The organism is Rhizobium sp. SL42, assembly GCF_021729845.1.
Classification (GTDB): domain Bacteria; phylum Pseudomonadota; class Alphaproteobacteria; order Rhizobiales; family Rhizobiaceae; genus Allorhizobium.
The window spans coordinates 3850838-3874277 of the sequence record NZ_CP063397.1 but is presented as its reverse complement, the minus strand read 5'-3'; the positions used below and the strand labels follow the sequence as shown (position 1 = coordinate 3874277).

Annotated in this window: 22 protein-coding genes; 10 read left to right on the top strand and 12 right to left on the bottom strand. The window is 61.3% G+C overall.

The genetic code is table 11. The features are described from left to right. The first annotated feature begins 25 nt into the window (after nt 1-25). Together IM739_RS18280 and IM739_RS18275 are read left to right on the top strand one after the other, a co-directional pair. Entirely contained in the window at nt 26-235 is a 210-nt protein-coding gene (locus tag IM739_RS18280) for a NepR family anti-sigma factor (protein WP_237369086.1), read from the top strand. After that, nucleotides 232-798, top strand: a complete 567-nt coding sequence (locus IM739_RS18275) for an RNA polymerase sigma factor (RefSeq protein WP_007605918.1) — start codon at nt 232-234, stop codon at nt 796-798. The genes IM739_RS18280 and IM739_RS18275 overlap by 4 nt, the downstream gene beginning before the upstream one ends. On the opposite strand, the gene IM739_RS18270 is transcribed toward IM739_RS18275, so the two are convergent. Further along, nucleotides 766-1164 (bottom strand): hypothetical protein, encoded by a 399-nt coding sequence (locus IM739_RS18270; RefSeq protein ID WP_237369085.1) that lies wholly within the window; start codon nt 1162-1164, stop codon nt 766-768. The two genes, IM739_RS18275 and IM739_RS18270, sit on opposite strands and share 33 nt — an antisense overlap. Nucleotides 1165-1288: 124 nt before the next feature. On the opposite strand from IM739_RS18270, the gene IM739_RS18265 reads away from it, so the two are divergent. Then, complete coding sequence (locus IM739_RS18265) at nt 1289-2044, top strand: Crp/Fnr family transcriptional regulator (protein ID WP_237369084.1); 756 nt, start codon at nt 1289-1291, stop codon at nt 2042-2044. Nucleotides 2045-2141: 97 nt separating this feature from the next. Here IM739_RS18265 and IM739_RS18260 read toward each other — a convergent pair whose 3' ends face one another. Beyond that, nucleotides 2142-2306, bottom strand: a complete 165-nt coding sequence (locus tag IM739_RS18260; RefSeq protein WP_007605921.1) for a DUF1328 family protein — start codon at nt 2304-2306, stop codon at nt 2142-2144. Nucleotides 2307-2557: 251 nt separating this feature from the next. On the opposite strand from IM739_RS18260, the gene IM739_RS18255 reads away from it, so the two are divergent. Both IM739_RS18255 and IM739_RS18250 read left to right on the top strand, forming a co-directional pair. Then, on the top strand, nt 2558-4135 hold the full coding sequence (locus IM739_RS18255; RefSeq protein WP_442981069.1) for a Re/Si-specific NAD(P)(+) transhydrogenase subunit alpha: 1578 nt from the start codon (nt 2558-2560) through the stop codon (nt 4133-4135). 19 nt (nt 4136-4154) lie between these two features. Further along, nucleotides 4155-5594 (top strand): NAD(P)(+) transhydrogenase (Re/Si-specific) subunit beta, encoded by a 1440-nt coding sequence (locus IM739_RS18250; RefSeq protein WP_237369083.1) that lies wholly within the window; start codon nt 4155-4157, stop codon nt 5592-5594. Nucleotides 5595-5710: 116 nt separating this feature from the next. Here the strand turns inward: IM739_RS18250 and IM739_RS18245 are convergent, their stop codons facing one another. Both IM739_RS18245 and IM739_RS18240 read right to left on the bottom strand, forming a co-directional pair. Beyond that, complete coding sequence (locus IM739_RS18245) at nt 5711-6553, bottom strand: fumarylacetoacetate hydrolase family protein (protein ID WP_237369082.1); 843 nt, start codon at nt 6551-6553, stop codon at nt 5711-5713. Between the two features lie 96 nt (nt 6554-6649). Continuing rightward, entirely contained in the window at nt 6650-7384 is a 735-nt protein-coding gene (locus IM739_RS18240) for an SDR family oxidoreductase (RefSeq protein ID WP_237369081.1), read from the bottom strand. 227 nt (nt 7385-7611) lie between these two features. Between IM739_RS18240 and IM739_RS18235 the strand changes: the two genes are divergently transcribed. After that, nucleotides 7612-8448: an IclR family transcriptional regulator gene (locus IM739_RS18235; RefSeq protein WP_442981068.1), complete on the top strand. Its 837-nt coding sequence runs from the start codon at nt 7612-7614 to the stop codon at nt 8446-8448. 72 nt (nt 8449-8520) lie between these two features. Beyond that, nucleotides 8521-9360, top strand: a complete 840-nt coding sequence (locus tag IM739_RS18230) for an amidohydrolase family protein (RefSeq protein WP_237369080.1) — start codon at nt 8521-8523, stop codon at nt 9358-9360. Here the strand turns inward: IM739_RS18230 and IM739_RS18225 are convergent. The 8 genes from IM739_RS18225 to IM739_RS18190 all read right to left on the bottom strand — a co-directional run bounded on the left by IM739_RS18225 (nt 9357) and on the right by IM739_RS18190 (nt 18643). Continuing rightward, nucleotides 9357-10064, bottom strand: a complete 708-nt coding sequence (locus tag IM739_RS18225) for a TetR/AcrR family transcriptional regulator (RefSeq protein WP_237369079.1) — start codon at nt 10062-10064, stop codon at nt 9357-9359. The two genes, IM739_RS18230 and IM739_RS18225, sit on opposite strands and share 4 nt — an antisense overlap. A gap of 7 nt (nt 10065-10071) precedes the next feature. Continuing rightward, complete coding sequence (locus tag IM739_RS18220; protein WP_237369078.1) at nt 10072-11745, bottom strand: amidohydrolase; 1674 nt, start codon at nt 11743-11745, stop codon at nt 10072-10074. A 30-nt stretch (nt 11746-11775) separates the two neighbouring features. After that, nucleotides 11776-13446: an amidohydrolase gene (locus IM739_RS18215; RefSeq protein WP_237369077.1), complete on the bottom strand. Its 1671-nt coding sequence runs from the start codon at nt 13444-13446 to the stop codon at nt 11776-11778. A 41-nt stretch (nt 13447-13487) separates the two neighbouring features. Beyond that, entirely contained in the window at nt 13488-14669 is a 1182-nt protein-coding gene (locus tag IM739_RS18210) for a serine hydrolase domain-containing protein (RefSeq protein WP_237369076.1), read from the bottom strand. A 75-nt stretch (nt 14670-14744) separates the two neighbouring features. Continuing rightward, nucleotides 14745-15779, bottom strand: a complete 1035-nt coding sequence (locus tag IM739_RS18205; protein ID WP_237371110.1) for an ABC transporter substrate-binding protein — start codon at nt 15777-15779, stop codon at nt 14745-14747. 38 nt (nt 15780-15817) lie between these two features. Continuing rightward, nucleotides 15818-16624 (bottom strand): ABC transporter permease, encoded by an 807-nt coding sequence (locus tag IM739_RS18200; protein ID WP_237369075.1) that lies wholly within the window; start codon nt 16622-16624, stop codon nt 15818-15820. After that, the gene (locus IM739_RS18195) at nt 16617-17531 is read right to left on the bottom strand and encodes an ABC transporter permease (RefSeq protein ID WP_237371109.1); all 915 of its coding nucleotides are present in this window, start codon (nt 17529-17531) and stop codon (nt 16617-16619) included. Before IM739_RS18195 ends, IM739_RS18200 begins: the two co-directional genes overlap by 8 nt. Before the next feature lie 11 nt (nt 17532-17542). Further along, nucleotides 17543-18643: an ABC transporter ATP-binding protein gene (locus IM739_RS18190; protein WP_237369074.1), complete on the bottom strand. Its 1101-nt coding sequence runs from the start codon at nt 18641-18643 to the stop codon at nt 17543-17545. A gap of 467 nt (nt 18644-19110) precedes the next feature. Between IM739_RS18190 and IM739_RS18185 the strand changes: the two genes are divergently transcribed. The 3 genes from IM739_RS18185 to IM739_RS18175 all read left to right on the top strand — a co-directional run bounded on the left by IM739_RS18185 (nt 19111) and on the right by IM739_RS18175 (nt 23436). Next, entirely contained in the window at nt 19111-20535 is a 1425-nt protein-coding gene (locus IM739_RS18185) for an amidase (RefSeq protein WP_237369073.1), read from the top strand. Nucleotides 20536-20690: 155 nt separating this feature from the next. Then, on the top strand, nt 20691-21743 hold the full coding sequence (locus IM739_RS18180) for a dipeptidase (protein ID WP_237369072.1): 1053 nt from the start codon (nt 20691-20693) through the stop codon (nt 21741-21743). A gap of 52 nt (nt 21744-21795) precedes the next feature. Next, entirely contained in the window at nt 21796-23436 is a 1641-nt protein-coding gene (locus IM739_RS18175) for an ABC transporter substrate-binding protein (protein ID WP_237369071.1), read from the top strand. Nucleotides 23437-23440: the final 4 nt, after the last annotated feature.

Below are 23440 nucleotides of genomic sequence, written 5' to 3'. Positions count from 1 at the left end.
CAAAGAAACAGAGCCGTTGGAACACATGACACATGACTCAAAGAAACCGCCGGTGGCGAACGGGTTGCCCGGCGTGAGCGCCGTTCACCCCGGCGTATCGGCGCAATTGCGTGAGTATTATCAGTCGGTGCAGGAGGAGGGCATTCCGGAGCGTTTTCTGAACCTGCTCGAACGTCTGGACATGGCTGAACGACAGGCCGGCGATGGCCATCGGATCAAGGATACCACCCAATGACTGCTGACGATGAAGCGAACCAGCGCGCTTTCAAGCGCGACCTTCTCGCCGCCCTGCCAAACCTGCGTGCGTTCGCGGTGTCACTGACAGGGCGTCATCACGTGGCCGATGATCTGGTGCAGGACACCATCATGAAGGCATGGGCCAAGCAGGACCATTTCGAGCCCGGCAGCAACATGAAAGCCTGGCTGTTCACCATCCTGCGCAACGAGTTCTATTCGCAGATGCGCAAGCGTGGCCGCGAAGTGTCCGATACCGACGGCATCTTTACTTCGCAACTGTCCACGCACCCGCAACAATACGGTTCGCTGGACCTGCAGGATTTCAAGCGGGCGCTTGACCAGTTGCCCAGCGACCAGCGCGAGGCGATCATCCTGGTTGGTGCTTCCGGTTTTGCCTATGAGGAAGCAGCCGAAATCTGCGGCTGTGCTGTCGGCACCATCAAAAGCCGCATCAACCGTGCGCGCAACAAGCTGCAGGAAATTCTCGGTGTCAGCGGGGAAGGGGACTACGGCCCCGATGCACACAGTTCAGCGGTCACCAAGAAAGCCTTCGCCCTTTGACGATGCGCCTTGCCGCTTTGCCTGGGTCACTGCGTCTGCCAGTGCCTCAGGCTGCGGCGGCTTGGTGACGAACGGGTAGTCTGTCCGGCTTGTGCCGCTCTGCGGGAACTGGTCATAGGAGGACAGGAAGACAGGGTTGGCACCGGCCGCCTCGATCATGCGGCCACGCACAGTATTGAGGTTGTCGTTGGGGGCTGCGTCCAGAATGACGACATCGAAGGGGCTTCTCGAGAGTTCGCTTTCAAGCCGTGTGAGAGGGACGATCGTCACCTCGCAGGCCAGCGTTTCAGCGAGGATCCTTTCGACCTCCATCGCAATCAGATATTGGTTCTCGGCAATGAGAACGCGAAGCGACGGGTTTTGCATGACTAATCCTTTTTCCAGAACCGCTTATGGTGCCGGGCTTCTCCATCGTCATTTAAAAAAGACATGTGCGGCGTTGGTTGTGTTCCTGTGAGGGAACAAACTGGCAAACAAACGAGGTAATCCCATGGCCGGGGAAACTCGCCTGAATCCGGTTCGCGTCAGCTGTTACGAATGTCCCTTGCGGCGCATGCCGCATTTTCGAACCTTTACGGAGGACGAGCTGGAATTCGTCGCGCAGTTCAAGCGCGGCGAACTGATGGCCGATCCGGGAACAACGGTTCTGGTCGAAGGCGCCCGCAGTGCGCATCTCTACACCGTCCTGTCCGGCTGGGGCTTCCGCTACAAGATCCTTGAGGACGGCCGTCGGCAGATCCTCAACTACGTGGTGCCTGGCGACATGATCGGGTTGCAGGGGGCGGTGATGGCCGAAATGCAGCATTCCGTCGAGGCGATGACGCCGATGAAGCTGTGTGTGTTCGAGCGCAGTCGTCTGTTCAGCCTGTTTGAGCGCCATCCCGGCCTTGGTTTCGATCTGACATGGCTCGCGTCACGGGAGGAGACAATCCTCGATGAGCATCTGCTGAGCATCGGTCGGCGCTCGGCGATCGAACGTGCGTCTTACCTGTTGGCGTTCCTGTTCGAACGGGGACGCATCGCCGGTCTGCTCGATGACGTTCGCCGCCATATTCCCATCACCCAGACACACTTTGCCGACACGCTCGGGCTGTCCATCGTTCATACCAACAAGACGCTGAAAAAGCTGTCCGATCGCGGCTATATCCTGTGGCGTGACAGAGGCTGCGAAGTTCTGGATCCGGAGGGGCTGCAGGCGACCGCGCGCTGGACGCCGGGCGATCCCCGGATGCGGCCTTTCATCTGATGCGAGATGCGGCCTGGACAGATAGATAGATGGTGCACATGAAATCGGCCGGCTCGTTGGAGCCGGCCGATTTCGTCTGGTCGCACGGTTTGCCTTATCAGGCGACGATGAGCACGCCGGTAAACAGAGCGATGATCAGGATCACCAGAACGATGAAAATCAGAATCTTGGCAATTCCGGCAGAGGCTCCGGCCACGCCGCGAAAACCGAGAAGGCTCGCAACGGCGGCAATCAGAAGCAAGATCAGGATCCAGTGCAGCATGGTCATCTCCGTTTGATTAAATTCGAACAGGTAACCGACAGGTGCCGCAATTGTTCCATTTTCGCGCCGGCCGCTGAATTGTGCGGCGCAACAAAAATCGTTTTAAGCTATTCCCAATGCGACAAAAACCGACACTTGCGCCGCCAAGCGTACTAGACAGCCGCGCGTGCATCTGATCGTTTCCGCCGTGAAGAGTCCCTGCGACTTTTGGTGGAGGGATTGGGCTTGATGGAGCGAGGTTCGAGAGGGAGATGGGTTTGAAGATCGGTTCGCCTAGGGAAATTTACGGGGGAGAGGCGCGCGTCGCGATGACGCCGGATAGTGCCGTCCAGCTGCAAAAGCTCGGTTACGAATGTTTGATCGAGACCGGCGCCGGCAAGGCAGCCGGCTTTTCGGACGAGGCCTATCGTGCCGCCGGCGTCACCGTCGTTGAAGGCGCCGAGGCGCTCTATTCGGCATCCGATGTGATCGCCAAGGTTCGTCCGCCGGAGACGGCAGAGGTCAATCGACTGTCTGCCGGAAAGACGCTGATCTCGTTCTTCTACCCGGCTCAGAACGCCGATCTGCTCGAGCAGTCGAAATCGACCGGTGCCAATGTGATCGCCATGGACATGGTGCCGCGTATTTCGCGCGCCCAGAAGATGGACGCGCTGTCTTCGATGGCCAATATCGCCGGTTACCGCGCGGTGATCGAGGCGGGCAACAATTTCGGCCGGTTCTTCACCGGCCAGGTAACGGCTGCCGGCAAGGTGCCGCCGGCCAAGGTCCTGGTCATCGGCGCCGGCGTCGCCGGTCTTGCCGCGATCGGTACGGCGACCTCGCTCGGTGCGATCACCTATGCCTTCGACGTGCGTCCGGAAGTGGCCGAGCAGATCGAATCGATGGGTGCGCAGTTCGTCTATCTGGCGTTCGAAGACAGCCAGGACGGTGCCGCGACCGGCGGCTATGCGGCACCTTCGTCGCCGGAATTCCGCGAAAAGCAGCTTGCCAAGTTCCGCGAGCTTGCGCCCGACATGGACATCGTCATTACCACGGCGCTGATCCCCGGCCGTGACGCGCCCAAGCTCTGGCTGGCCGACATGGTTGCGGCGATGAAGCCCGGTTCGGTCGTGATCGATCTTGCCGCCGAGCGTGGCGGCAATTGCGACCTGACGGTTGCCGACCAGAAGATCGTCTCGGACAATGGCGTCACGATCGTCGGCTATACCGATTTCCCAAGCCGCATGGCGGCCCAGGCCTCGACGCTTTATGCGACCAATATCCGCCACATGATGACCGACCTGACCCCGGCCAAGGATGGTGCGGTCGTTCACAACATGGAAGACGACGTCATTCGCGGCGCGACCGTTGCCTTCCAGGGTGGGATCACTTATCCCCCGCCGCCACCGAAGATCCAGGCGATCGCGGCTGCAAAGCCGAAGGAGAAGATCAAGGAGCTGACGCCGGAGGAGAAGCGGGCCAAGGAAATTGCGGCGTTCAAGACGCAGACCCGCAATCAGGTCGGGCTGCTGGTGCTTGCCACGGCGCTGCTGCTTGTCGTCGGTGCCTACGCGCCGGAAAGCTTCATGTCCCACTTCATCGTCTTTGTCCTGTCCTGCTTCATCGGCTTCTCGGTGATCTGGAATGTCAGCCACTCCCTGCACACGCCGCTGATGGCGGTGACCAATGCCATTTCCGGCATCGTCATCCTGGGTGCGCTGCTGCAGGTCGGCTCCAGCAATTGGCTGGTGGTGATCCTGGCGGCTTTGTCGGTGCTGATCGCGACGATCAATATCGTCGGCGGCTTCCTCGTGACACGGCGCATGCTCGCCATGTTCCAGAAGTCGTGATCGGGGAGGGGAAAAGACTATGACAATCGGTATCGTTTCTGCGGCCTATATTGCCGCTGCTGTTCTCTTCATCCTTTCTCTCGGCGGTCTGTCCGGCCAGGAAAGCGCCAAGCGCGCCGTCTGGTACGGCATTGTCGGCATGGGGCTCGCCGTCATCGCCACGGTTTTCGGCCCGGGTGTCGGCAACTGGTTCATCATCCTTGTGATGATCGCCGGTGGTTCGGTCATGGGATACTACGTCGCTGCCCGCGTGCAGATGACGGAAATGCCGCAGCTGGTTGCGGCGCTGCACTCTTTCGTCGGCCTAGCCGCCGTGTTCATCGGCTATAATGCCGAACTGGAACTCAGCACGGTGCTGGCGCTGAAGGCGGCGGGCGGCGACCTGTCGACGCTGGCCGGCTTTGCCGAAAAGCTCGCACACAAGGACATGGTGGAAATCGCCATTCTCAAGGTCGAGGTCTTCCTCGGCGTGTTCATCGGCGCGGTCACCTTCACCGGTTCGGTCATCGCCTTCGGCAAGCTTGCCGGCAAGGTGGACGGCAAGGCGAAGAAGCTGCCGGGCGGGCATTTCCTCAATGCAGGCGCGGCTCTCGGGTCGATCATCCTGCTGGTGATGTTCTTCAACGGCGCGGGCATCTGGACGCTGGTGCTGATGACGCTTCTTGCCTTCTTCATCGGCTATCATCTGATCATGGGCATCGGCGGCGCCGACATGCCTGTCGTCGTGTCGATGCTCAACAGCTATTCCGGCTGGGCCGCGGCTGCCATCGGCTTTTCGCTCGGCAACGATCTCCTGATCGTCACCGGCGCGCTGGTCGGCTCTTCCGGTGCGATCCTGTCCTATATCATGTGCAAGGCGATGAACCGCTCGTTTGTCTCGGTCATTCTCGGCGGCTTCGGCGGCACGACAGGGCCGGCGATGGAGATCGAGGGCGAACAGATCGCCATCGATGCGGAAGGCGTCGCCAACGCACTGAACGATGCCGACAGTGTCATCATCGTGCCGGGCTATGGCATGGCGGTTGCCCAGGCGCAGCAGGCCGTGTCGGAGCTGACCCGCAAGTTGCGGGCCGCCGGCAAGACCGTGCGCTTCGCCATCCATCCGGTGGCCGGGCGTCTGCCGGGCCACATGAACGTGCTGCTCGCCGAAGCCAAGGTGCCCTATGATATCGTCATGGAAATGGACGAGATCAACGACGACTTCCCGACGACAGACGTCGTCATCGTCATCGGCTCCAACGACATCGTCAATCCGGCGGCCGAGGAAGACCCGAACAGCCCGATCGCCGGCATGCCCGTGCTGCAGGTGTGGAAGGCCAAGCAGGTCTTCGTTTCCAAACGCGGCCAAGGCACAGGCTATTCCGGCATCGAGAATCCGCTGTTTTACAAGGACAACACGCGGATGTTCTATGGCGACGCGAAGAAGTCGGTGAGCGAGTTGCTACCGATGATCAAGTAAACTTCGGCTTACTTCGAAATGTACAAAGCCGGGCTGCGAGGCCCGGCTTTTCTTTTTGTACCTGTCTACCCTGACGTCAAAGGAGCCAGCAGTTTTGGCCGCAGGAAGCCGGTACGTCAGACATCTGCCTTGAACGTCTGTTTCTGGCTGCCCAGACCTTCGATGCCGAGTTCGACGACATCGCCGGCTTTCAGGAAGCGTTGCGGCTTCATGCCGAGACCGACGCCGGGGGGCGTGCCGGTCGAGATGACGTCGCCGGGATGCAGGGACATGAACTGGCTGAGATAGGAGACCAGGTGGGCGACGCCGTATACCATGGTCTTCGACGAGCCGTTCTGCATGGTCTGGCCATTGACCTTGAGCCACATGCCGAGGGCCTGCGGATCGGCAATTTCGTCCTTCGTCACCAGCCATGGGCCGATCGGGCCGAAGGTGTCGCAGGACTTGCCCTTGGTCCACTGACCGGCGCGCTCGGTCTGGAAGGCGCGTTCCGATACGTCGTGGGACACGCAGTAGCCGGCGACATAGTCCATGGCTTCGGCTTCCGAGACATATTTCGCCGTCTTGCTGATGACGACGCCGAGTTCGACTTCCCAGTCGGTCTTCTCAGAGCCGCGCGGGATCAGCACGTCGTCGTTCGGGCCGCAGATGGCGGAGGTCGCCTTCATGAAGATCACGGGTTCAGGCGGAACCTGCGCGCCGGTCTCGGCGGCATGGTCGGAATAGTTGAGGCCGATGCAGATGAATTTTCCCGTGCCGGCGACACAGGCGCCTATGCGCTCGGCACTGATTTCCGGCAGGCTTGCCGGATCAAGGGCGGCGATCCTGGCGAGGCCTTCCGGCGAGATGGCGCTGCCGCCGATGTCGGCGACATGGCCGGAGAGATCGCGGATCTTGCCGTTTTTGTCCTGGAGGGCCGGCTTTTCCTGGCCGAGTGGGCCGACGCGCATGAGTTTCATTTGTCTGGGTTCCTTTCCTGCTGAGTGGAGCGCGTGCGGCGCCCTCTGCTTTATTGTCGCGCGGTCGCAAAACCTGCCACATCATTCGGGTTTTTGTCAGATGCCCCAGCCGCCGTCGATCGAATAGGCCTGGCCTGAAGTATAGGTGGCGCCGGCGAGATAGACGGCCAGGTCGGCGATTTCTTCCGGCGTGCCGAGGCGGCCCATCGGCTGGCGGGCGATGAAGGCGGCGCGCGCTTCGTCGTAGTTGCCCTGTGCCTTCATGCGATCCTGCAGCGACGGGCTCTCGACCGTGCCCGGGCAGATGGCGTTGCAGCGGATGCCCTGCGTGACATAGTCGGCGGCGACGGATTTGGTCAGGCCGATGACGGCGGCCTTGGTGACGGTATAGGCGCAGCGGTTCGGCACGCCCTTGATCGAGCTTGCGACCGAGGCCATGTTGATGATCGAGCCACCGCCCCGCTCGAGCATAGACGGCAAGACGGCGCGGATGGTGCGGATCATGGCGCGGACATTGAGGTCGAAGGCAAAGTCGAGGTCCTTGTCGGCCATGTCGAGCACCGAACCCGAATGGACGAAACCGGCGCAGTTGAACAGGATATCGAATGGGCCGGAGGCCGCGATGACGGCGTTCACCGCGTCATCCTTCAGCACGTCGAGAACCCTGGTCTCAATTCCCCTTTCGCCATCGAGGCTTTTCAGGGCGTCGGCATTGATATCCGTGGCAACGACACTGGCGCCGGCCTCAGCGAAAGCCAGAGCGCTGGCGCGGCCGATGCCCTGGCCGGCGGCCGTGATCAAAACGCGTTTGTCCTGCAGGGGTAGTCTCATCTTCCTTGCGTCCTCTCGCTTGTGGTCGAACCATTTTACGCAGCTGCGGCTCCCTTGCCGCCCCGCGCTCCCCTCCGGGCTCCAGCCTTCGACCACTCCTGCGCCCCGCCCTGCACACCGCTCGATCAGTGCTGCGCAAAACACGGGGCCGCTCCCAATATGCGTTCATATGGGTTGCATAAAACGATCGCCAATGCGAGCCTAATTCACAGACAAAGCACCTATTCATGAATCGCATGGCAGACGCAGAGTGCTGCAAGGGGGCAGGGTTGACTGAGGCCGAGCATGAACAAGACCGCTACCGGGCGCCCGCTCTCGACAAGGGGCTCGATATCGTCGAGCTGCTGGCGGGTGTCGACGGCGGCTTGACCCAGGCGGAGATCGCCAAGCGGCTGGACCGCAGTCCGAACGAGTTCTATCGCATGCTCGATCGCCTCGTGCGCCGTGGCTACGTGGCGCGGCTCGACGGTGATCGGTTTGCACTGACGCTGAAGTTGTTCGGCCTTGCCCAGATGCATGTGCCGACGCGCCGGCTGGCCTCGTTTGCCATGCCGTTGATGCGTGAACTCGGCGAGACGTCACGCCAGGCCAACCATCTCGTCGTCTATGACCGCGGCAACCCGGTGGTCATTGCCCAGCAGGAAGCGCCCGGATACTGGGGGATTTCCATCCGGATCGGCTCCCGAGTCGGCTTGTTCGACACCGGTTCCGGTCACGTCCTGCTTGCCTTTCGCAGCAAGGATGCGCGGGCGATGATGGTGTCCGAACATGTCGGCAGCGGCGGCGAAGGCGATCGCATGACGCCGGCATTCGAGGCGCGGCTGAACCAGGTGGTGGCGCGTGGCTACGAAATGATGCCAAGCGCCCAGACCGCGGGCGTCATCAACCTGACGGCACCGATCGTGATTGCCGATGGAACGGCCATTGCCGCATTGACGGTGCCCTATATCACCCTGATCAACACGCCCGGTGCGCCGGATATCACCAACACGATCCAGCTCCTGCTCGCCACCGCAAAGCGGCTTTCTGATCTTGCCGGAGCCGGCATATCGAGCCAAGAGTAGTTCACCGCGGAATTTGCCGTTTACCAGTGGGCAGTTTACGTGTGGCCAGTCGGCGCTTTGGAGGAGGCACCCATGATCATCGATACCCATCTGCATCTGATCTATCGCGACTGGTTGCGCTATCCGTGGCTGAAGGACGTGCCGGCGCTCGACGCGGACTTTACCTATGAGCGTTATGCGCGCGAGGCCCGCCGACTCGGCATCAGCGCGGTGCTTCACATGGAGGTCGATGTCGATGCCGTCGACATGGCAGCCGAGACGGAGATGGTACAGTCGATCTCGCACAAGCCCGGCAACATGATCCGGGGCGTGATTGCCGCCTGCCGGCCGGAGGAGGAGGATTTCCCCGCCTATCTGGAGCAGCAGCGCGGCAATCGCTTCGTCAAGGGTTTCCGCCGCGTGCTGCATGTCGTGCCTGACGATGTCTCCGAAGGCGCTCTGTTTCGTGAAAACATCAAGCGCCTGTCCGGCACGGGACTGACCTTCGACCTCTGCATGTTGCCGCATCAGATCGACAAGGCAAAGGCACTGGTCGATCTCGCTCCGGACGTGACATTCATCCTCGATCATTGCGGGGTTCCTGATATCAAGGGCAATGGCTATGACGTCTGGAAAGATGGCATTAGCGAGATCGCCAGGCGTGACAATGTCCGCGTCAAGATTTCAGGCATCCCGGCCTATGGCGATCTGGAAAACTGGACGCTCGATGACATGAAGCCCTATTTCGAGCATGTCATCGCAGCCTTCGGTTTCGATCGCGCGGTCTGGGGTTCGGATTGGCCGGTGTGCACGCTGGGCGGCGGGCTTTCCACCTGGGTCGCAACGACGCAGGCGCTGTTGTCCGGCGTCAGTCTCGAGGACAGGCAGGCGTTGTTTGCCGACAATGCGAAGCGCTTGTGGAGGCTTTCCTAGCCTTCTCCAGCCATGCTGCTGTCGGCCATCATGCGGCGCAGGTAGCCGCGCATGGCGATGATCAACGCCTCGACATCGTCATTGGAGGCAGACTGATCCTGCAGGGCGTAGCTCTGCAGGATGATGCCATCGATACCGATCAGGATCTGGCGGGCGACGGCACGGCCGATGCGCCAGCGCTCGCCGGTGAGCTGGTCGTTGTCGGCAAAGACAAGATGGCCGTAAAAATCGATATAGGCATTGTACTGGCGCGCCGCGAGCCATTCGGAGCCTTTTGTCCTAAGCGCATAGAGGGTCAGTTCCGTCTGGGCGATCTGCTTGGAGCGCGTGTGCTGGATGTAGCGCCAGCTGGCGCGGATCAGCGCCTCGACCCGGTCTTCGGGATTTTCCGGCAAGGGTTCATCCCGCTGATAGGCATTGTCCATGTCGGCAATCAGGTCTTCGAGCACGGCCAGCAGCAGGCTTTCCTTGCTGTCGAAATAATAGTGCAAGGTGGCGAGCTTGACGCCGGCGCTTTCTGCGATGCGACGGGTGGTGAGCGCGCCCATGCCGCCGTCCTCCAGGGCATCCATTGCGCCCTTGATGATCCGCGCACGCGTCTCAAGGCCCTTGCGGGTCGCGCCAGCCGGCCGGCCGCGCTGGCTTTCGTCGCCGCGCGGCAGTTTGGTTGCGGTCTCGTCCTCGTCCGGCGGCCTGCTGCTCATGAGTGTCCTATCGTGCCTCGTAGGTGATGCGGCCGTCGCAGATGGTAACAACCGGAGTGAGATTGACTATCTCGGCAACGGGTCGCATTTCGATATCACCTGACAGCATGACAATGTCGGCATAATAGCCGGCTTTCAGCAGGCCTTTCCGGTCTTCCATAAACTCCACCCAGGCGCTGGTGCGCGTATAGGCGGCAAGCGTCTGGGCCAAAGTCAGCCGGTGATCCGGCATGTCGTCACGCCAGGGTGCACGGATCATCGCGTCGGTGATGCAACTGAGCGGCGGGAGCGGCGAAACCGGCCAGTCGGTGGCAAAGACGATGGTCGCGCCGGCATCGACCAGAAGCTTCCAGGCGAAGGCATATTGCCAGCGATCCTCACCGATATAGGTCAGGTAAGGTTCCAACGGCAGGCCGGCCGAGCCGGGTGGATGGGTCGGTTGCATCGAGGCGACGGTGCCGAGTTTCGCGAAGCGTGGCACGTCGTCGGGATGCACCACCTCGATATGTTCGACCCGGTTGCGGCTGTCGCGCCGGCCATTGGCGTTGATCGCCGCCTCGTAGCCGTCGAGCACCATGCGTACCGCGCCGTCACCGATGGCATGCACGGTGACCGGCAGGCCGAGCCGGTCAGCTTCGACGGCAATGGCGTTGAAGTGTTCGGCTGAAAACAGTGGTTCTCCCTTCCAGCCGGGCTTGTGGCTGTAATCGTCGACAAAGACCGCCGTCTCGCCTTCGGTCACGCCATCCATAAACATCTTGACGAAGTTGCAGCGCAGCTTGTCTGAGTTGAAGCGTGCGCGCCAGAGCGCTGCCTTGTCAGCCAGATCGCTGAGTGGCATGAAGTTCTTCATGTGGTAGGGCATGCGGACGCGGACCGGAAGGCCCTCGGTATCCTCGATCTCCTGCAGCATTTCCAGCTGGTAGAGGCTGCCGTCCATGTTCTGGATCGAGGTAATGCCTTGCGATGCGCAATAGGCGAGGCCCTTTTTCAGAACCGCGATGTCCGTTGCCCGCTCCTCCGGCGTTACATGCGCCGGGTCGCCGCCGGTCGCGCTGCCGAGCATTTCGCGTCCGCCGGTTTCACTGAGTGCCATCACGGGGCTGAAAGCATTGGTCTCGCGCAATTCGCCGGCGGCAAGTCCGTCGGGCCCCATCACGATCTCGTTGCCGATGCCGACGTCGCGGCCCTCCAGGATGCCGGCCTTTTTCAGCGCAGCGGTGTTGGCCCAGGCGGTGTGGCGATCCGGCGCCATCATCACGAAGGGCCGATCGGGGATGATCGCATCGAGATGGTGGCGGGTGACGCGCTCGTCCTCCGACAGGATCGTATAGTCGGCATAAAGTCCTTCAAGCAGGGGCTTGTCGGGATTTTGCTCGGCATAGGCGCGAATGGCATCCTTAAGCGCATCAAAACCCTTAACGCCCATCAGCGACAGCTGGCTGAGGCCGACCGAGCCGCCGAAAATGTGCATATGCGCTTCGTTGAAGCCGGGCAGGACCGATGCGCCACCAGCATCGATCATCCGGGTGGCGGGCGCGCAATGGGTCATGATCTCGGCATCGGTGCCCACGGCCAGAATGCGGTTTCCGGCGAGGGCAATCGCCTGCGCCTTCGGCATGGCGTCGTCCATGGTCAGGACGCGTGCATTGTGAATGATGATATCGGCAGGGATGCTCATGATGCTGTTACTTTCGCTCGCTGCGCTCAATCAGGCTTGATAGGTGATCCGTCCATCGCAGATGGTGATCGCGGCGCGGACTTTTGCCATGATCTCGTTGGGTGCGACGGTTTCGATATCGGTCGACAGGACCACGACATCGGCGAGAAAGCCGGGTTTCAGCCTGCCCTTTCGGTCTTCCATGAATTCGACCCAGGCGCCGATCGCCGTATAGGCCTCAAGCGATTCCTCGAGCGAGAAGCGCTGGTCGGGCAAGCCGTCCTTCCAGGGTTTGCGGGTCAGGGCATCCTGGATGCACTGGAAGGGCGAAACCGGCGAGACCGGCCAGTCGGAGGCAAAGACGACCGGGGCGCCTACCTCCTTCATCGTCCGCCAGGCATAGGCATATTGCCAACGGTCTTCGCCGATCTTTGCGGTGGTGGGTTCTGCCGGGAAGCAGGTGCCGCCCGGATAGTGCACCGGCTGCATCGAGGCGACGATGCCAAGGGTGGCAAAGCGCGGAATGTCGTCCGGGTGAATGATCTCGATATGCTCGATGCGGTGGCGGTTGTCCTGTTTGCCATTTGCCGCGAGCGCGGCCTCGTAGCCGTCGAGGGTCTGGCGGATGGCGGCGCTGCCAATGGCATGCACGGCGACCTGTAGGCCGAGGGCATCGGCCCTTGTGGCAATCGCGTTGAAGGCGTGTGGGGAGAACAGTGGTTCGTAGTCATAGTCGGGGCGATCGCCATAGCCGCCGAGCATATAGGCGGTCTGGCTGTCGAGCACGCCATCCATGAACACCTTGACGAAGTCGCCGCGCACCATGTCGGTGGCGAATTCCTTCTTCCATTCGGCGGCCTTGTCGAGTTCGCCAAGGTCCATGAAGTTTTTCATGTGGAAGGGGATGCGGATCCGGCAGGGCAACTCGCCGGCCTGTTCCAGATCGCGCATCAGGCGCAACTGGTAGTGATTGCCATCGAAATTCTGGATCGAGGTGACGCCCCAGGATGCGCAGTAGTTCAGCCCCGCCTTGAGGATTGACCGGTCGAGTGCGTATTGCTCCGGGGTCACTGTTTCCGGGTCCATGCCGGTGACCATGCCCAGTTCCTCGCGGCCACCGGTCGAGGCGAGTGCCGCGACCGGGCCGAAGGCATTGCCTTCTCGCAATTCGCCGCTGGCCAGGCCGTCGGCCCCCATGACAACTTCGTTGCCGATGCCGACATCCTTGCCGTACAGAAGGCCTGCCTGCTGCAGAGCCTTGGTGTTGGCCCATGCCGTATGGTGGTCGGGTGCGAACATCATGAAGGGGCGGTCGGGCAGGATGGAGTCGAGATGCTGGCGGGTTACCGGTTCACCGAGGCCGATGATCGAATAGTCGGCGGAAAAGCCCATCAGCAGCGGTTCATCGGGATTGGCGGCCGCATAGTCAAGGATTGCGGTCTTCATCTGGTCGATACCCTGGATGCCGTGCAGGTTGAGTTGGCGCAGCGACACGGAGCCCGGGAAAATATGCATATGCGCTTCGTTGAAGCCGGGCAGGACCGTTGCGCCATTGGCATCGATGACGCGGGTTGCTGCATCGGCAAGTGCGTCGATCTCGGGTGCGGAACCGACCGCCAGGATCCGGTTTCCGAGAAGTGCAATCGCTTCAGCGCGCGGTTTGGCTGGGTCCATCGTCAGCACGCGGGCATTGGTGATGATCAGGTCGGCGGTCTGGGACATGGCGGTCATTCCGGTTGTCAATAATTCGGGTCAGGCGTTTCTCAGGCGTTCAGGCCGCTGAGGGCGCGGAAAAAGGCGAAATTGTCCTGCTTCAACTCGTCATCCAGCGGGTTGGGCTGGGACGAGAGCTTGACGATCACTGTCTCGGTGGACGGATCGACATAGAGCCACTGGCCATGGATACCGATGGCGCAGAAGGCGCCATCCGCCTCGCCACTCTGGTACCACTGGCTTCGGTAGCGTCCGTTCGGCAAAAGGTTGGGCTTGCCGTCCACCCAGGATTGATGGTCCCCGGCTTGCAGCATGTCGGCGACCCAGGCTTGCGGCACCACCTGCTGGCCATCGACCAGACCATTGTTGCGCACCATTTCGCCGACGCGGGCGAGATCGCGTGCGGTCACCGAGACACCGCCGGCTGCGCGGGCCGAACCTTCGGTATCCACGGTCACGCTGGCGTGGTTCTTCGCGCCGAGCGGTTTCCACAGGCGCTCGGAAAAAACCTCGGCATAACGCTTGCCGGTGGCGCGCTCGACCAGGATGCCGAGCAGGTCGGAATTCGGCGATGCGTAGAAATGCGCGCCGCCATGGGCATGATCCGCCTTTTTCAGGGTGAGCAGAAAGGCAAGCAGCGTCTCGGTCGGCGTTTCCGGATCGGCGGGGTTCCACAGCGTCGCGCGGCGATAGCGGGCATAGGCGCCATCGGTGTTGAGATAGGCTTCGTCGAATGCCAGGCTGACGCGCATGTCGAGCACGTCGCGGATCGTGCAGTCGCCATAGGCGGAGCCCTCCGCTTCGGGCAGAAGGCTGGTCACCGGCTTGTCCGGATCGATCAGTCCATCGGCTTCAAGGTTTGCCATCAAGAGCGCGGTCAGCGACTTGCTCACCGAAAAGACGATATGCGGCTGGTTGACCTCGGCATGCGGCGCATAGTGCTCGGCAATCACCTGTCCGCTGCGCATCATGACGAAGGCATCCGTGTGGGCATAGGCGAGAAAGTCGCGGGCCGTGCCATGGCCGGCGAGGCCGGTGTCCATCGGACGGTCGAGCAAAGGTGACTGGTGCAATGCCGTTTCCGGCTGCTCGGCTGCGGCGTGGATTGCTGCACTCGGCACCACTTCGGCCGCATGGGCAAAGCTCCAGCGGCTGAACGGGGCCGTGCGCCAGTTGGCAAGGGACACGGCGCTGCGTTCAAAGCCGTGCGCCCTGGCAAAATCGGTGGTCATGGAAATGCTCCTCCAGACGGGAGCGCCGTGCGGCGCTCCCGCTGGTCATTGTCGTCAGTTGAGTGTCGGACCGGCTTACTTCTGCACTTCGGTCCAGATCTTGGAGTAGAGTTGCTGGACTTCCGGGTCGCAAGCGATGAGGAACTCGCCTGCTGCTTCGAATTCAGTTGGGACCACCAGTTCCGGTGCCGTCTGCATGTCAGCCGGCAGGAATTTCTCCGAGCCCTTGATGCCGTTGGCGTATTTCGCGAAGGCGGAAATCATCGCGGCATTTTCCGGATCCATGATGAAGTTCATGAACAGCTTGGCATTTTCCGGGTTTTTTGCATCCTTCAGGATGGCAACGCTGTCCATGAAGAAGGGGAAGCCCTCCTTCGGGTAGCCGAACTTGATGTCGGCGTTCTTGGCGCGCGAGCGCATGATGGCGCCGTTCCAGTAGTAGACGGCCGAATAGTCGCCGGCGGGTAGCTTCTCGGTGACGCTGTAGTCCATGGCCAGCCACTTCGCTTTTGCTTCGACAAGCTTGTCGCGCGTCTTGCGCAGCACGTCCTTGTCCATCGTGCACCAGTCACCGCCGAAGTACTTGATCGTGGCGAAGAGCACGTCGTTCATTTCCGGTGCGACATTGATCTTGCCGGCCAGTTCCGCCGGCGGATCGAGGAAGATTGCCGAGGTGTTGATGTCACCCTTATAGACCGAGGTGTTGACGCCGATGCCGGTCAGGCCCCACTGCCACGGAACAGTGTAGTGACGGCCCGGGTCCCAGGCGACGTCGATCCAGCGCGGATCGACATTCTTGAAGTTTTCCATCTGGTCGGGACGCGCTTCGACAAGCAGGCCTTCCTTGACCCAGATCGGCACGTAGTTCGCCGAGGGCACGACGATGTCGAAGCCGTGGCCGCCGGCGCGTACCTTGGCCAGCGCCGTATCGTTGGAATCGTAGTCGGTGACCGTCACCTTGACGTCGAATTGCTGTTCGAACTTCTTGATCAATTCGGGGCTGGTATAGTCACCCCAGTTGTAGATGTTGAGTTCGCCGGCAGCAGAAGCCGCACCGGCGAAGGCAAGCGTCGCGATCAGCGCTGTTGCGGTTGTCGTCATCCATTTCATTGTCATTCTTCGTTCCTCTCTGTTGTTATGACGTCGAATTACTGTTGCTTTCGCCTGTTGACGATGAAGACGATGATCACAAGCGCTGTCGACAGCGCCAGGAAGACCGTGGCAATCGCGTTGATTTCGGGCGTGGTCTCGCGCCGCAGCTGACCCAGCATGTAAGTCGGCAGGGTGTCCTGCCCGCCGGATTTGACAAATTCAGTGATGACGACGTCATCGAGCGAAATGACGAAGGCCAGCATGAAACCGGCGATCAGGGCGGGGCGCAGCAGCGGGAAGGTCACATGGCGGAACGCCATCCAGGGGGTGGCGTAGAGGTCTGCGGCTGCCCGCTCCAGCGTCAGGTCCATGCTCTCCAGCCGCGCCCTTATCGGCAGATAGGCGAATGGAATGCAAAACGCGGTATGCGCTGCGATCAGGTAGCCGAGGCCGGAATAGCCGGTCCAGACCTTGATCCGGGAGAAGACGATCAACAGCGCCACGGCCGTGACGATTTCCGGAACCATGATCGGTTGATTGATCAGCGCATATTTGAAGGTCAGGCCGCGATAAGGCTCGGTCCGGGTGGTGGCAAGCGCTGCCATGGTGGCGGCCATCGTCGCAAGCGTCGCGGCCCAGACCGCGATGATCAGCGACCGGATGGCGGCATCCTGCACGGCAGAGTTCTGCCAGGCGGCTTCAAACCAGCGCAGCGAGAACCCGTCCCAGTGGGACAGGGATTCCGCACCGTTGAAGGAATAGGCGACGAGCGCGCCGATCGGCAGATAGAGCGCGAAGAAGGTGAAGAGGGCGATGAAGCCGAAGCCGGGCTGGGCGCGGATATCGAAGCGGGGCTTAAACATGGCCTGCTCCCGAGCGTGAAGCGTTGCGCACATAGAAAATCAGGGCGATCATCACCAGCGCCATCAGCGTGATCGACATGGCGGCCCCCAGTGGCCAGTTGCGACCCGAGCCGAACTGCATCTCGATCAGGTTGCCGAGCATCATGTTCTTGCCGCCCCCGAGCACGCGCGGAATGACATAGGCGCCGAGCGAGGGAATAAAAACCAGGATCGAGCCGGCGATGATGCCGGGCATGACCAGTGGGATGACGATGCGCCTCAACACCTGGAAGCGGTTGGCATAGAGATCATATCCCGCCTCCACCAGCCTGAAGTCGAGTTTCTCGATCGAGGCATAGAGCGGCAGGACCATCAGCGGCAGATAGACATAGGTCATGCCGAGCAGGTTGGCCGTGTCGGTATACATGATCTGCAGCGGGCTGCTGATCACCCCGAGCCAGATCAGCGCGTTGTTCAGCAGTCCCTCGTTGCGGATCACCTGCTGCATGGCAAAAGTGCGGATCAAGAGATTGGTCCAGAACGGGATCGTCACCAGGAAGACCCAGATCTCGCGCGAGCTTGGCGGCCTTGTCGCAATGAAATAGGCGGTCGGAAAGCCGAGGATCACGGTCAGTAGCGTGGTGAAGAACGATAGCTGGATCGAACGCCAGATGATCGACAGATGGGCCGTGGCCAGGCCGAACGTGTCGTCGAACATGTCGCGCTGGAAGAAGACCGAGAACCAGCCCTCCGACGAGAATTCGCCGAACTTCACGTCGCCATAGTCGCCCTTCGCCATGAACGAATACAGCAGCATGACGAGAAGCGGTCCGGCGGCGGCGATGAAGATGATGAGAAGCGCGGGCAGGCTCAGCAGCCAGCGGTTCTTGATGTCGCGCGATCTGGCATTTTCTGGGGCCGTTTTCATCGCGCTCATCGTCAATCCCTCAGGATCTGCGCGACATCGTCGCTGAGCTCGATGCCTACCGTGTCGCCTTCGGTGATGCCGCAATGACCGCTGCGGGCATTCTGCTGGCGGATCATGAACGGGGCGCCGTCGCCCAGCCGAATGTGAATATGCGTATCCGTTCCGAGATAGACGACGGTCTCGACAGTGCCCGACAGGACGGAGGCGGCATCGGGACCGGCAATGCGGGCATGTTCCGGGCGGATGACCACGGTGACCTTGCCCGAAGGCGTGGTCTGATCCGGGAAGGTCGCTGCAATTTCCGTTCCCGACGCGAGCCGGACCATGGCACGGTCACCTTCGACCGACAGCACGTCGGCCTCGAGGAAGTTCGTTTCGCCGATGAAATCGGCGACGAAACGTTCGGCCGGGCGGTCATAGATGTCCCAGGGCGAACCGACCTGGCGCAGGCTTCCCATCGACATGACCGCGATGCGGTCGGACATGGTCAGGGCTTCTTCCTGGTCATGGGTGACGAAGATGAAGGTGATGCCGGTTTCAGCCTGCACCCGCTTCAGCTCGATCTGCATTTCCTTGCGCAGCTTGTAGTCGAGGGCCGACAGCGGCTCATCGAGCAGCAGGACCTTCGGCTTCGGGGCAAGCGCGCGGGCAAGCGCCACGCGCTGCTGCTGGCCACCGGAGATCTGGCTCACCTGGCGATCGCGCATCGGGACCATATGGACCAGTTCGAGCATTTCGTCGACGCGCGCCTTGACCTCGGCAGCCGGCTTGCCGAGCATCTTCAGGCCGAAGCAGATGTTTTCGGCGACGGTCATGTGCGGGAAGAGCGCGTAGCTCTGGAACACCGTGTTGACCGGCCGCTTGAACGGCGGAAGCGGTGCGATGTCCTCGCCGTGCAGCAGGATCTCGCCGGTGGTCGGAAAATCGAAGCCGGCAATCAGGCGCAGGAGCGTGGTCTTGCCGCAGCCGGATGGTCCGAGCAGGGTGAAAAATTCGTTTTCACGGATCCTCAGGTTGATGCCGTCCAATGCGGTCACCTTGCCTCCGCCCGATCCATAAACACGGCTGACGCCGCGGATCTCAATGGCTGCCTTCTGTGATATGGAACTCAAGCAGTGCCCCCGTTTTTTATGTTGGGTTTATGCGTGGAGTGGTTCACACAGCAGCCGCAACCTGCCAAAGCGGATCAGCAACTGCTTCTTGCAACTTTCGTCACGCAATTCGCGTGCCATCCCGGTCGCCGTCTTCGAAAGCCTCCACTCATTGCGGCGGCGCAAGGCAGAGCGCCGAAAACCCGCATGTAAACCTGTCTCGCCGATGTTCCCGTTTGTTTGAGCTGACCCGTTCGGCGTGTCCGGATCAGCCTGATTAACGGCATGTTGCCTCTAAATTGGTCGTTTGACCATTTTTATTTCGCGGCTTCGACAAGATTTTCGCAAGCTGCATGGCAGGGCTGTGATTTGCGCGTGGACCATCGGCTTGACGGGTTTGCGGCAGCGCTCCATCGTCGGTGCCACATGCACCGTTGCACCCCGATCCTGATCGGGCAAACCGCAACGCAGCCATTCGGGAGCCCGCCTTGACCGATCCGACCGCCCTCAGCGCAACAGCACTTTCTGCCGCAATCCAGTCCGGCGCGCTCACGGCAGAGGCCGTGATGCAGGCGTTTCTCCGGCGCATCGAGGCGCTGAACCCGAAGATCAATGCGATCGTCAGCCTGCGGCCGGCGGATCAGCTTCTGGCCGAGGCGAAGGCGGCGGACCGTGAGCGCGAGGCCGGTCGCAGTCTCGGCTGGATGCACGGATTACCGATCGCGATCAAGGATCTCTCCGAGGTGAAGGGCATTCCCTGCACCTATGGTTCGCCGCTGTTTCGCAACTTCATTCCCGATTTCGACGAGATACAGGTGGAGCGGATACGGGCCGCCGGCGCGATCATCATCGGCAAGACCAATACGCCGGAAGGGGGCTTCGGTTCGCATAGCTACAACCCGGTTTTCGGCACGACCCGCAACCCTCACGATCTCAGCCGCTCGGCCGGCGGATCGAGCGGCGGGGCAGGGGCGGCGCTGGCGGCGCGGCTCGTGCCGGTCGCCGATGGCAGCGACATGATGGGCTCGCTGCGCAATCCGGCCGCCTTCAACAATGTCGTCGGGTTTCGCCCCAGTTTCGGCCGGGTGCCGTCGCTGCCGGGCCGCGACGCCTATCTCAACCAGCTTGCGACCACCGGGCCGATGGGGCGCTCCGTTGCCGACGTGGTGGCGCTGCTGAACACCCAGTCCGGTTATGATCGGCGTGATCCGTCGTCTCATGACAGCGCGCCGATCTTGCTCGATGCAGCCGTCGCCAAATCGGGCGGGCGGATCGGCTGGCTGGGTGACTATAACGGCTATCTGCCATTCGAGCCGGGTGTGCTGGCTTTGTCCGAAAGGGCCTTGAAGGTGTTCGACGGGCTCGGCTTCGTGGTCGAAAAGGCCATGCCCGATTTCGACATGGAGCGGCTGTGGTGGGCGTGGACGACGCTGCGCAGTTTCCTGACCGCCGGCAGCATGCGGGATTTCTATGAGGATCCCGGCAAGCGCGGTTCGCTCAAGCCGGAAATCCTGCATGAAGTGCGACTGGGGCTGAAGGTGACGGCGAGCGAAGTCTACGATGCCTCGGCGCTGCGCACGGCCTGGTACCAGGCGATGCTCAAGCTTTTCGACCGCTACGACTACCTGATCGCACCCGCTGCCCAGGTCTTTCCCTTCGATGCTGATATCCCCTGGCCGCGAACGATTGCCGGTCGGCACATGGATACCTATCATCGCTGGATGGAGGTTGTGATCGGGCCGAGCATGGCCGGTCTGCCGGTGGCGGCACTGCCGGCCGGCTTCAATGCGCATGGCCTGCCGACCGGATTCCAGCTGATCGGCCGGCCGCGTTGCGATGGCGAGGTGCTGTCGCTGGCGGCGCTTTACGAGCAGGCGACCGATTGGCTCGGCCACCTTCCGAAGCTCGAATAGTTTCAGTTGGGGTAAAATTTTTTCACCCTTGAATATCGAGGGGATTTGGTCCTACCATCTGAATACACGGTTCTACCGTGACTTAACTCTGCCAGCCCCCGATCACGGGGACCGCGCTTCTCCTCCTGTTTGACTGAAAAGCGGAATTCATTTTCATGGACTTGATCTTCGACGGCCATAACGACGTGTTGCTTCGCCTGTGGCGCAGCCGCAAGGACGGGACAGATCCGGTCGTTGAATTCACCCAGGGCACGACGGCCGGCCATATCGACGGGCCGCGCGCCAAGGCTGGCGGACTGGCTGGCGGCCTCTGCGCCATCTACATTCCGTCGCCGCATGACTTCTCGTTGCAGGTGCCGGACGCGGCTGGCCACTATGTCACGCCGCTCGATCCGCCGCTGGACCGGCCGCGGTCGCTCGACATCGCTCTCGAAATGGCATCGGTCGCTCAGCGTCTCGACCGCGCCGGCGCCTGGAGGCTCTGCCGCTCGACCGCCGATATCCGCAAGGCCATGGCAGAAGGCGTGTTTGCCGCCGTCCTCCACATGGAAGGCTGCGAAGCGATCGACAAGGATCTCGACGTGCTGGAAACCTTCCACGCATCGGGCCTGCGTTCGCTGGGCCCGGTGTGGAGCCGTAACAATATCTTCGGCCATGGCGTGCCGTTCGCCTATCCGATGTCGCCCGATACCGGCCCCGGTCTGACGGATGCCGGCGTGGCGCTGGTCAAGCGCTGCAATGAACTGGGCATTCTGATCGATCTGGCGCACATTACCGAAAAAGGCTTCTGGGATGTCGCCAAGATCACCGACCAGCCGCTGATTGCCAGCCATTCCAATGTGCACGCGCTGACGCCGGTTGCCCGCAACCTGACCGACAAGCAGCTGGATGCGATCAAGGAAAGCCGGGGTCTGGTCGGCCTGAACTATGCCGTCACCATGCTGCGGCCGGACGCTCGCGACAGCGCCGACACGCCGGTATCGGCCATGGTCCAGCATATCGACTATCTGGTCGAGCGCATGGGCATCGATTGCGTGGCCATCGGCTCTGATTTCGACGGTGCGACCATCCCCGCCGAGATCGCCGATGCGGCGGGCAATCAAAAGCTGGTTGAAGCGCTGAAGGCTGCTGGATACGGTGGCGAAGACCTGGACAAGATCTGCCGGGAAAACTGGCTGAGAGTACTCGCATCGGCCTGGCACGAATAGTGCCGAGCCATACGATCGTTATCCACCAACAACCAAGAAGGGGAATAATAGGATGATGAATTCATTCAACAAGCGCTTGAAGTTGATGACGACCAGCGCGGCGCTCGCGCTGATCCTGGCGGGTGCGCCGCAGGCCTATGCCGCGACGCCGGCCGATACGCTGGTTCTGGCCTGGGCGATCGATGACATCATTACGCTCGATCCGGGCGAAGCCTTCGAAATCTCGACGGCCGAAGTGACGGCCAACACCTACAACAAGCTGGTCGCGCTCGATCCGGCCGACACGTCGAAGGTAATCGGCGACCTCGCCGAGAGCTGGACCATTTCGGATGACGGCCTGACCTATACGTTCAAGCTCAAGTCGGGCCTGAAATTTGCCTCTGGCAATCCGATCACGGCGGCCGACGTGGCCTACTCGTTCGAGCGCGCCGTCAAGCTCGACAAGTCGCCGGCCTTCCTGCTCACCCAGTTCGGCCTGACCGGCGACAATGTCACCGAAAAGGCAAAAGCCACCGACGACATGACATTCGTTCTGACCGTCGACAAGGCCTATGCGCCGAGCTTCGTGCTCAACGTTTTGACCTCCACGGTTGCCTCGGTTGTCGATAAGGTGCTGGTCACCGAGAAGGCCAAGGCGATGACGCCGACGGCTGAGTACAAGTATGACACCGATTTCGGCAACGAATTCCTGAAGACCGGCTATGCCGGCTCGGGTCCTTTCAAGATCCGCGAATGGCGCGCCAACGAAGTGGTCGTGCTCGAGCGCAACGACAACTTCTATGGCGAAAAGGCAAAGCTTGCCCGCGTCATCTATCGCTACATGAAGGAAAGCGCTGGACAGCGCCTGGCGCTTGAAAACGGCGATATCGACGTTGCACGCAACCTCGAGCCGGGCGATTTCGAGGCCGTTGCGAAGAAGGAAGGCATTGCCACGACGTCCGCGCCGAAGGGCACGCTCTACTATTTCAGCCTCAACCAGAAGAACCCGAACCTGGCCAAGCCGGAAGTCATCGAAGCCTTCAAGTATCTGGTCGACTATGATGCGCTTGGCGAAACCCTGATCAAGGGCATCGGCTCGATCCACCAGACCTTCCTGCCGTCCGGCCAGCTCGGTGCGCTTGAGGACAAGCCCTACAAGCTCGACGTGGCTAAGGCCAAGGAACTGTTGGCCAAGGCCGGTCTTGCGGACGGCTTCACCGTCACCATGGACGTGCGCAATACCCAGCCGGTCACCGGCATTGCCGAAAACGTCCAGCAGACACTGGCTCAGGCCGGCATCAAGCTGGAAATCATTCCGGGTGACGGAAAGCAGACGCTGACCAAGTTCCGTGCCCGCCAGCACGACATCTATATCGGCCAGTGGGGTTCGGACTATTTCGACCCGAACTCGAATGCCGAGACGTTTACCTTCAACCCGGACAATTCCGACGAGGGCAAGAACAAGACGCTCGCATGGCGTAATGCCTGGGACCCGACGGAGCTTTCGGCCAAGACCCAGGCCGCCTTACTCGAAAAGGACACGGCAAAGCGTGCGGCGATCTATGAGGACCTGCAGAGGCAGGTGCTTGCGACCGGCCCGTTCGTTATGATCTTCCAGCAGACCGAAATCGCCGGCTATTCGGACAAGGTGAAGGATTACAAGCTCGGACCGAGCTTCGACACCAACTTCGTCTATACCGTCTCCAAGGACTGATCCC

Excerpts from the sequence above, each read along its gene's own strand:
- IM739_RS18280 (WP_237369086.1), top strand. The coding sequence starts at position 26 with ATGACACATGACTCAAAGAAACCGCCGGTGGCGAACGGGTTGCCCGGC.
- IM739_RS18275 (WP_007605918.1), top strand. The coding sequence starts at position 232 with ATGACTGCTGACGATGAAGCGAACCAGCGCGCTTTCAAGCGCGACCTT.
- IM739_RS18270 (WP_237369085.1), bottom strand. The coding sequence starts at position 1,164 with ATGCAAAACCCGTCGCTTCGCGTTCTCATTGCCGAGAACCAATATCTG.
- IM739_RS18265 (WP_237369084.1), top strand. The coding sequence starts at position 1,289 with ATGGCCGGGGAAACTCGCCTGAATCCGGTTCGCGTCAGCTGTTACGAA.
- IM739_RS18260 (WP_007605921.1), bottom strand. The coding sequence starts at position 2,306 with ATGCTGCACTGGATCCTGATCTTGCTTCTGATTGCCGCCGTTGCGAGC.
- IM739_RS18255 (WP_442981069.1), top strand. The coding sequence starts at position 2,558 with ATGGGTTTGAAGATCGGTTCGCCTAGGGAAATTTACGGGGGAGAGGCG.
- IM739_RS18250 (WP_237369083.1), top strand. The coding sequence starts at position 4,155 with ATGACAATCGGTATCGTTTCTGCGGCCTATATTGCCGCTGCTGTTCTC.
- IM739_RS18245 (WP_237369082.1), bottom strand. The coding sequence starts at position 6,553 with ATGAAACTCATGCGCGTCGGCCCACTCGGCCAGGAAAAGCCGGCCCTC.
- IM739_RS18240 (WP_237369081.1), bottom strand. The coding sequence starts at position 7,384 with ATGAGACTACCCCTGCAGGACAAACGCGTTTTGATCACGGCCGCCGGC.
- IM739_RS18235 (WP_442981068.1), top strand. The coding sequence starts at position 7,612 with ATGAATCGCATGGCAGACGCAGAGTGCTGCAAGGGGGCAGGGTTGACT.
- IM739_RS18230 (WP_237369080.1), top strand. The coding sequence starts at position 8,521 with ATGATCATCGATACCCATCTGCATCTGATCTATCGCGACTGGTTGCGC.
- IM739_RS18225 (WP_237369079.1), bottom strand. The coding sequence starts at position 10,064 with ATGAGCAGCAGGCCGCCGGACGAGGACGAGACCGCAACCAAACTGCCG.
- IM739_RS18220 (WP_237369078.1), bottom strand. The coding sequence starts at position 11,745 with ATGAGCATCCCTGCCGATATCATCATTCACAATGCACGCGTCCTGACC.
- IM739_RS18215 (WP_237369077.1), bottom strand. The coding sequence starts at position 13,446 with ATGTCCCAGACCGCCGACCTGATCATCACCAATGCCCGCGTGCTGACG.
- IM739_RS18210 (WP_237369076.1), bottom strand. The coding sequence starts at position 14,669 with ATGACCACCGATTTTGCCAGGGCGCACGGCTTTGAACGCAGCGCCGTG.
- IM739_RS18205 (WP_237371110.1), bottom strand. The coding sequence starts at position 15,779 with ATGAAATGGATGACGACAACCGCAACAGCGCTGATCGCGACGCTTGCC.
- IM739_RS18200 (WP_237369075.1), bottom strand. The coding sequence starts at position 16,624 with ATGTTTAAGCCCCGCTTCGATATCCGCGCCCAGCCCGGCTTCGGCTTC.
- IM739_RS18195 (WP_237371109.1), bottom strand. The coding sequence starts at position 17,531 with ATGAAAACGGCCCCAGAAAATGCCAGATCGCGCGACATCAAGAACCGC.
- IM739_RS18180 (WP_237369072.1), top strand. The coding sequence starts at position 20,691 with ATGGACTTGATCTTCGACGGCCATAACGACGTGTTGCTTCGCCTGTGG.
- IM739_RS18175 (WP_237369071.1), top strand. The coding sequence starts at position 21,796 with ATGATGAATTCATTCAACAAGCGCTTGAAGTTGATGACGACCAGCGCG.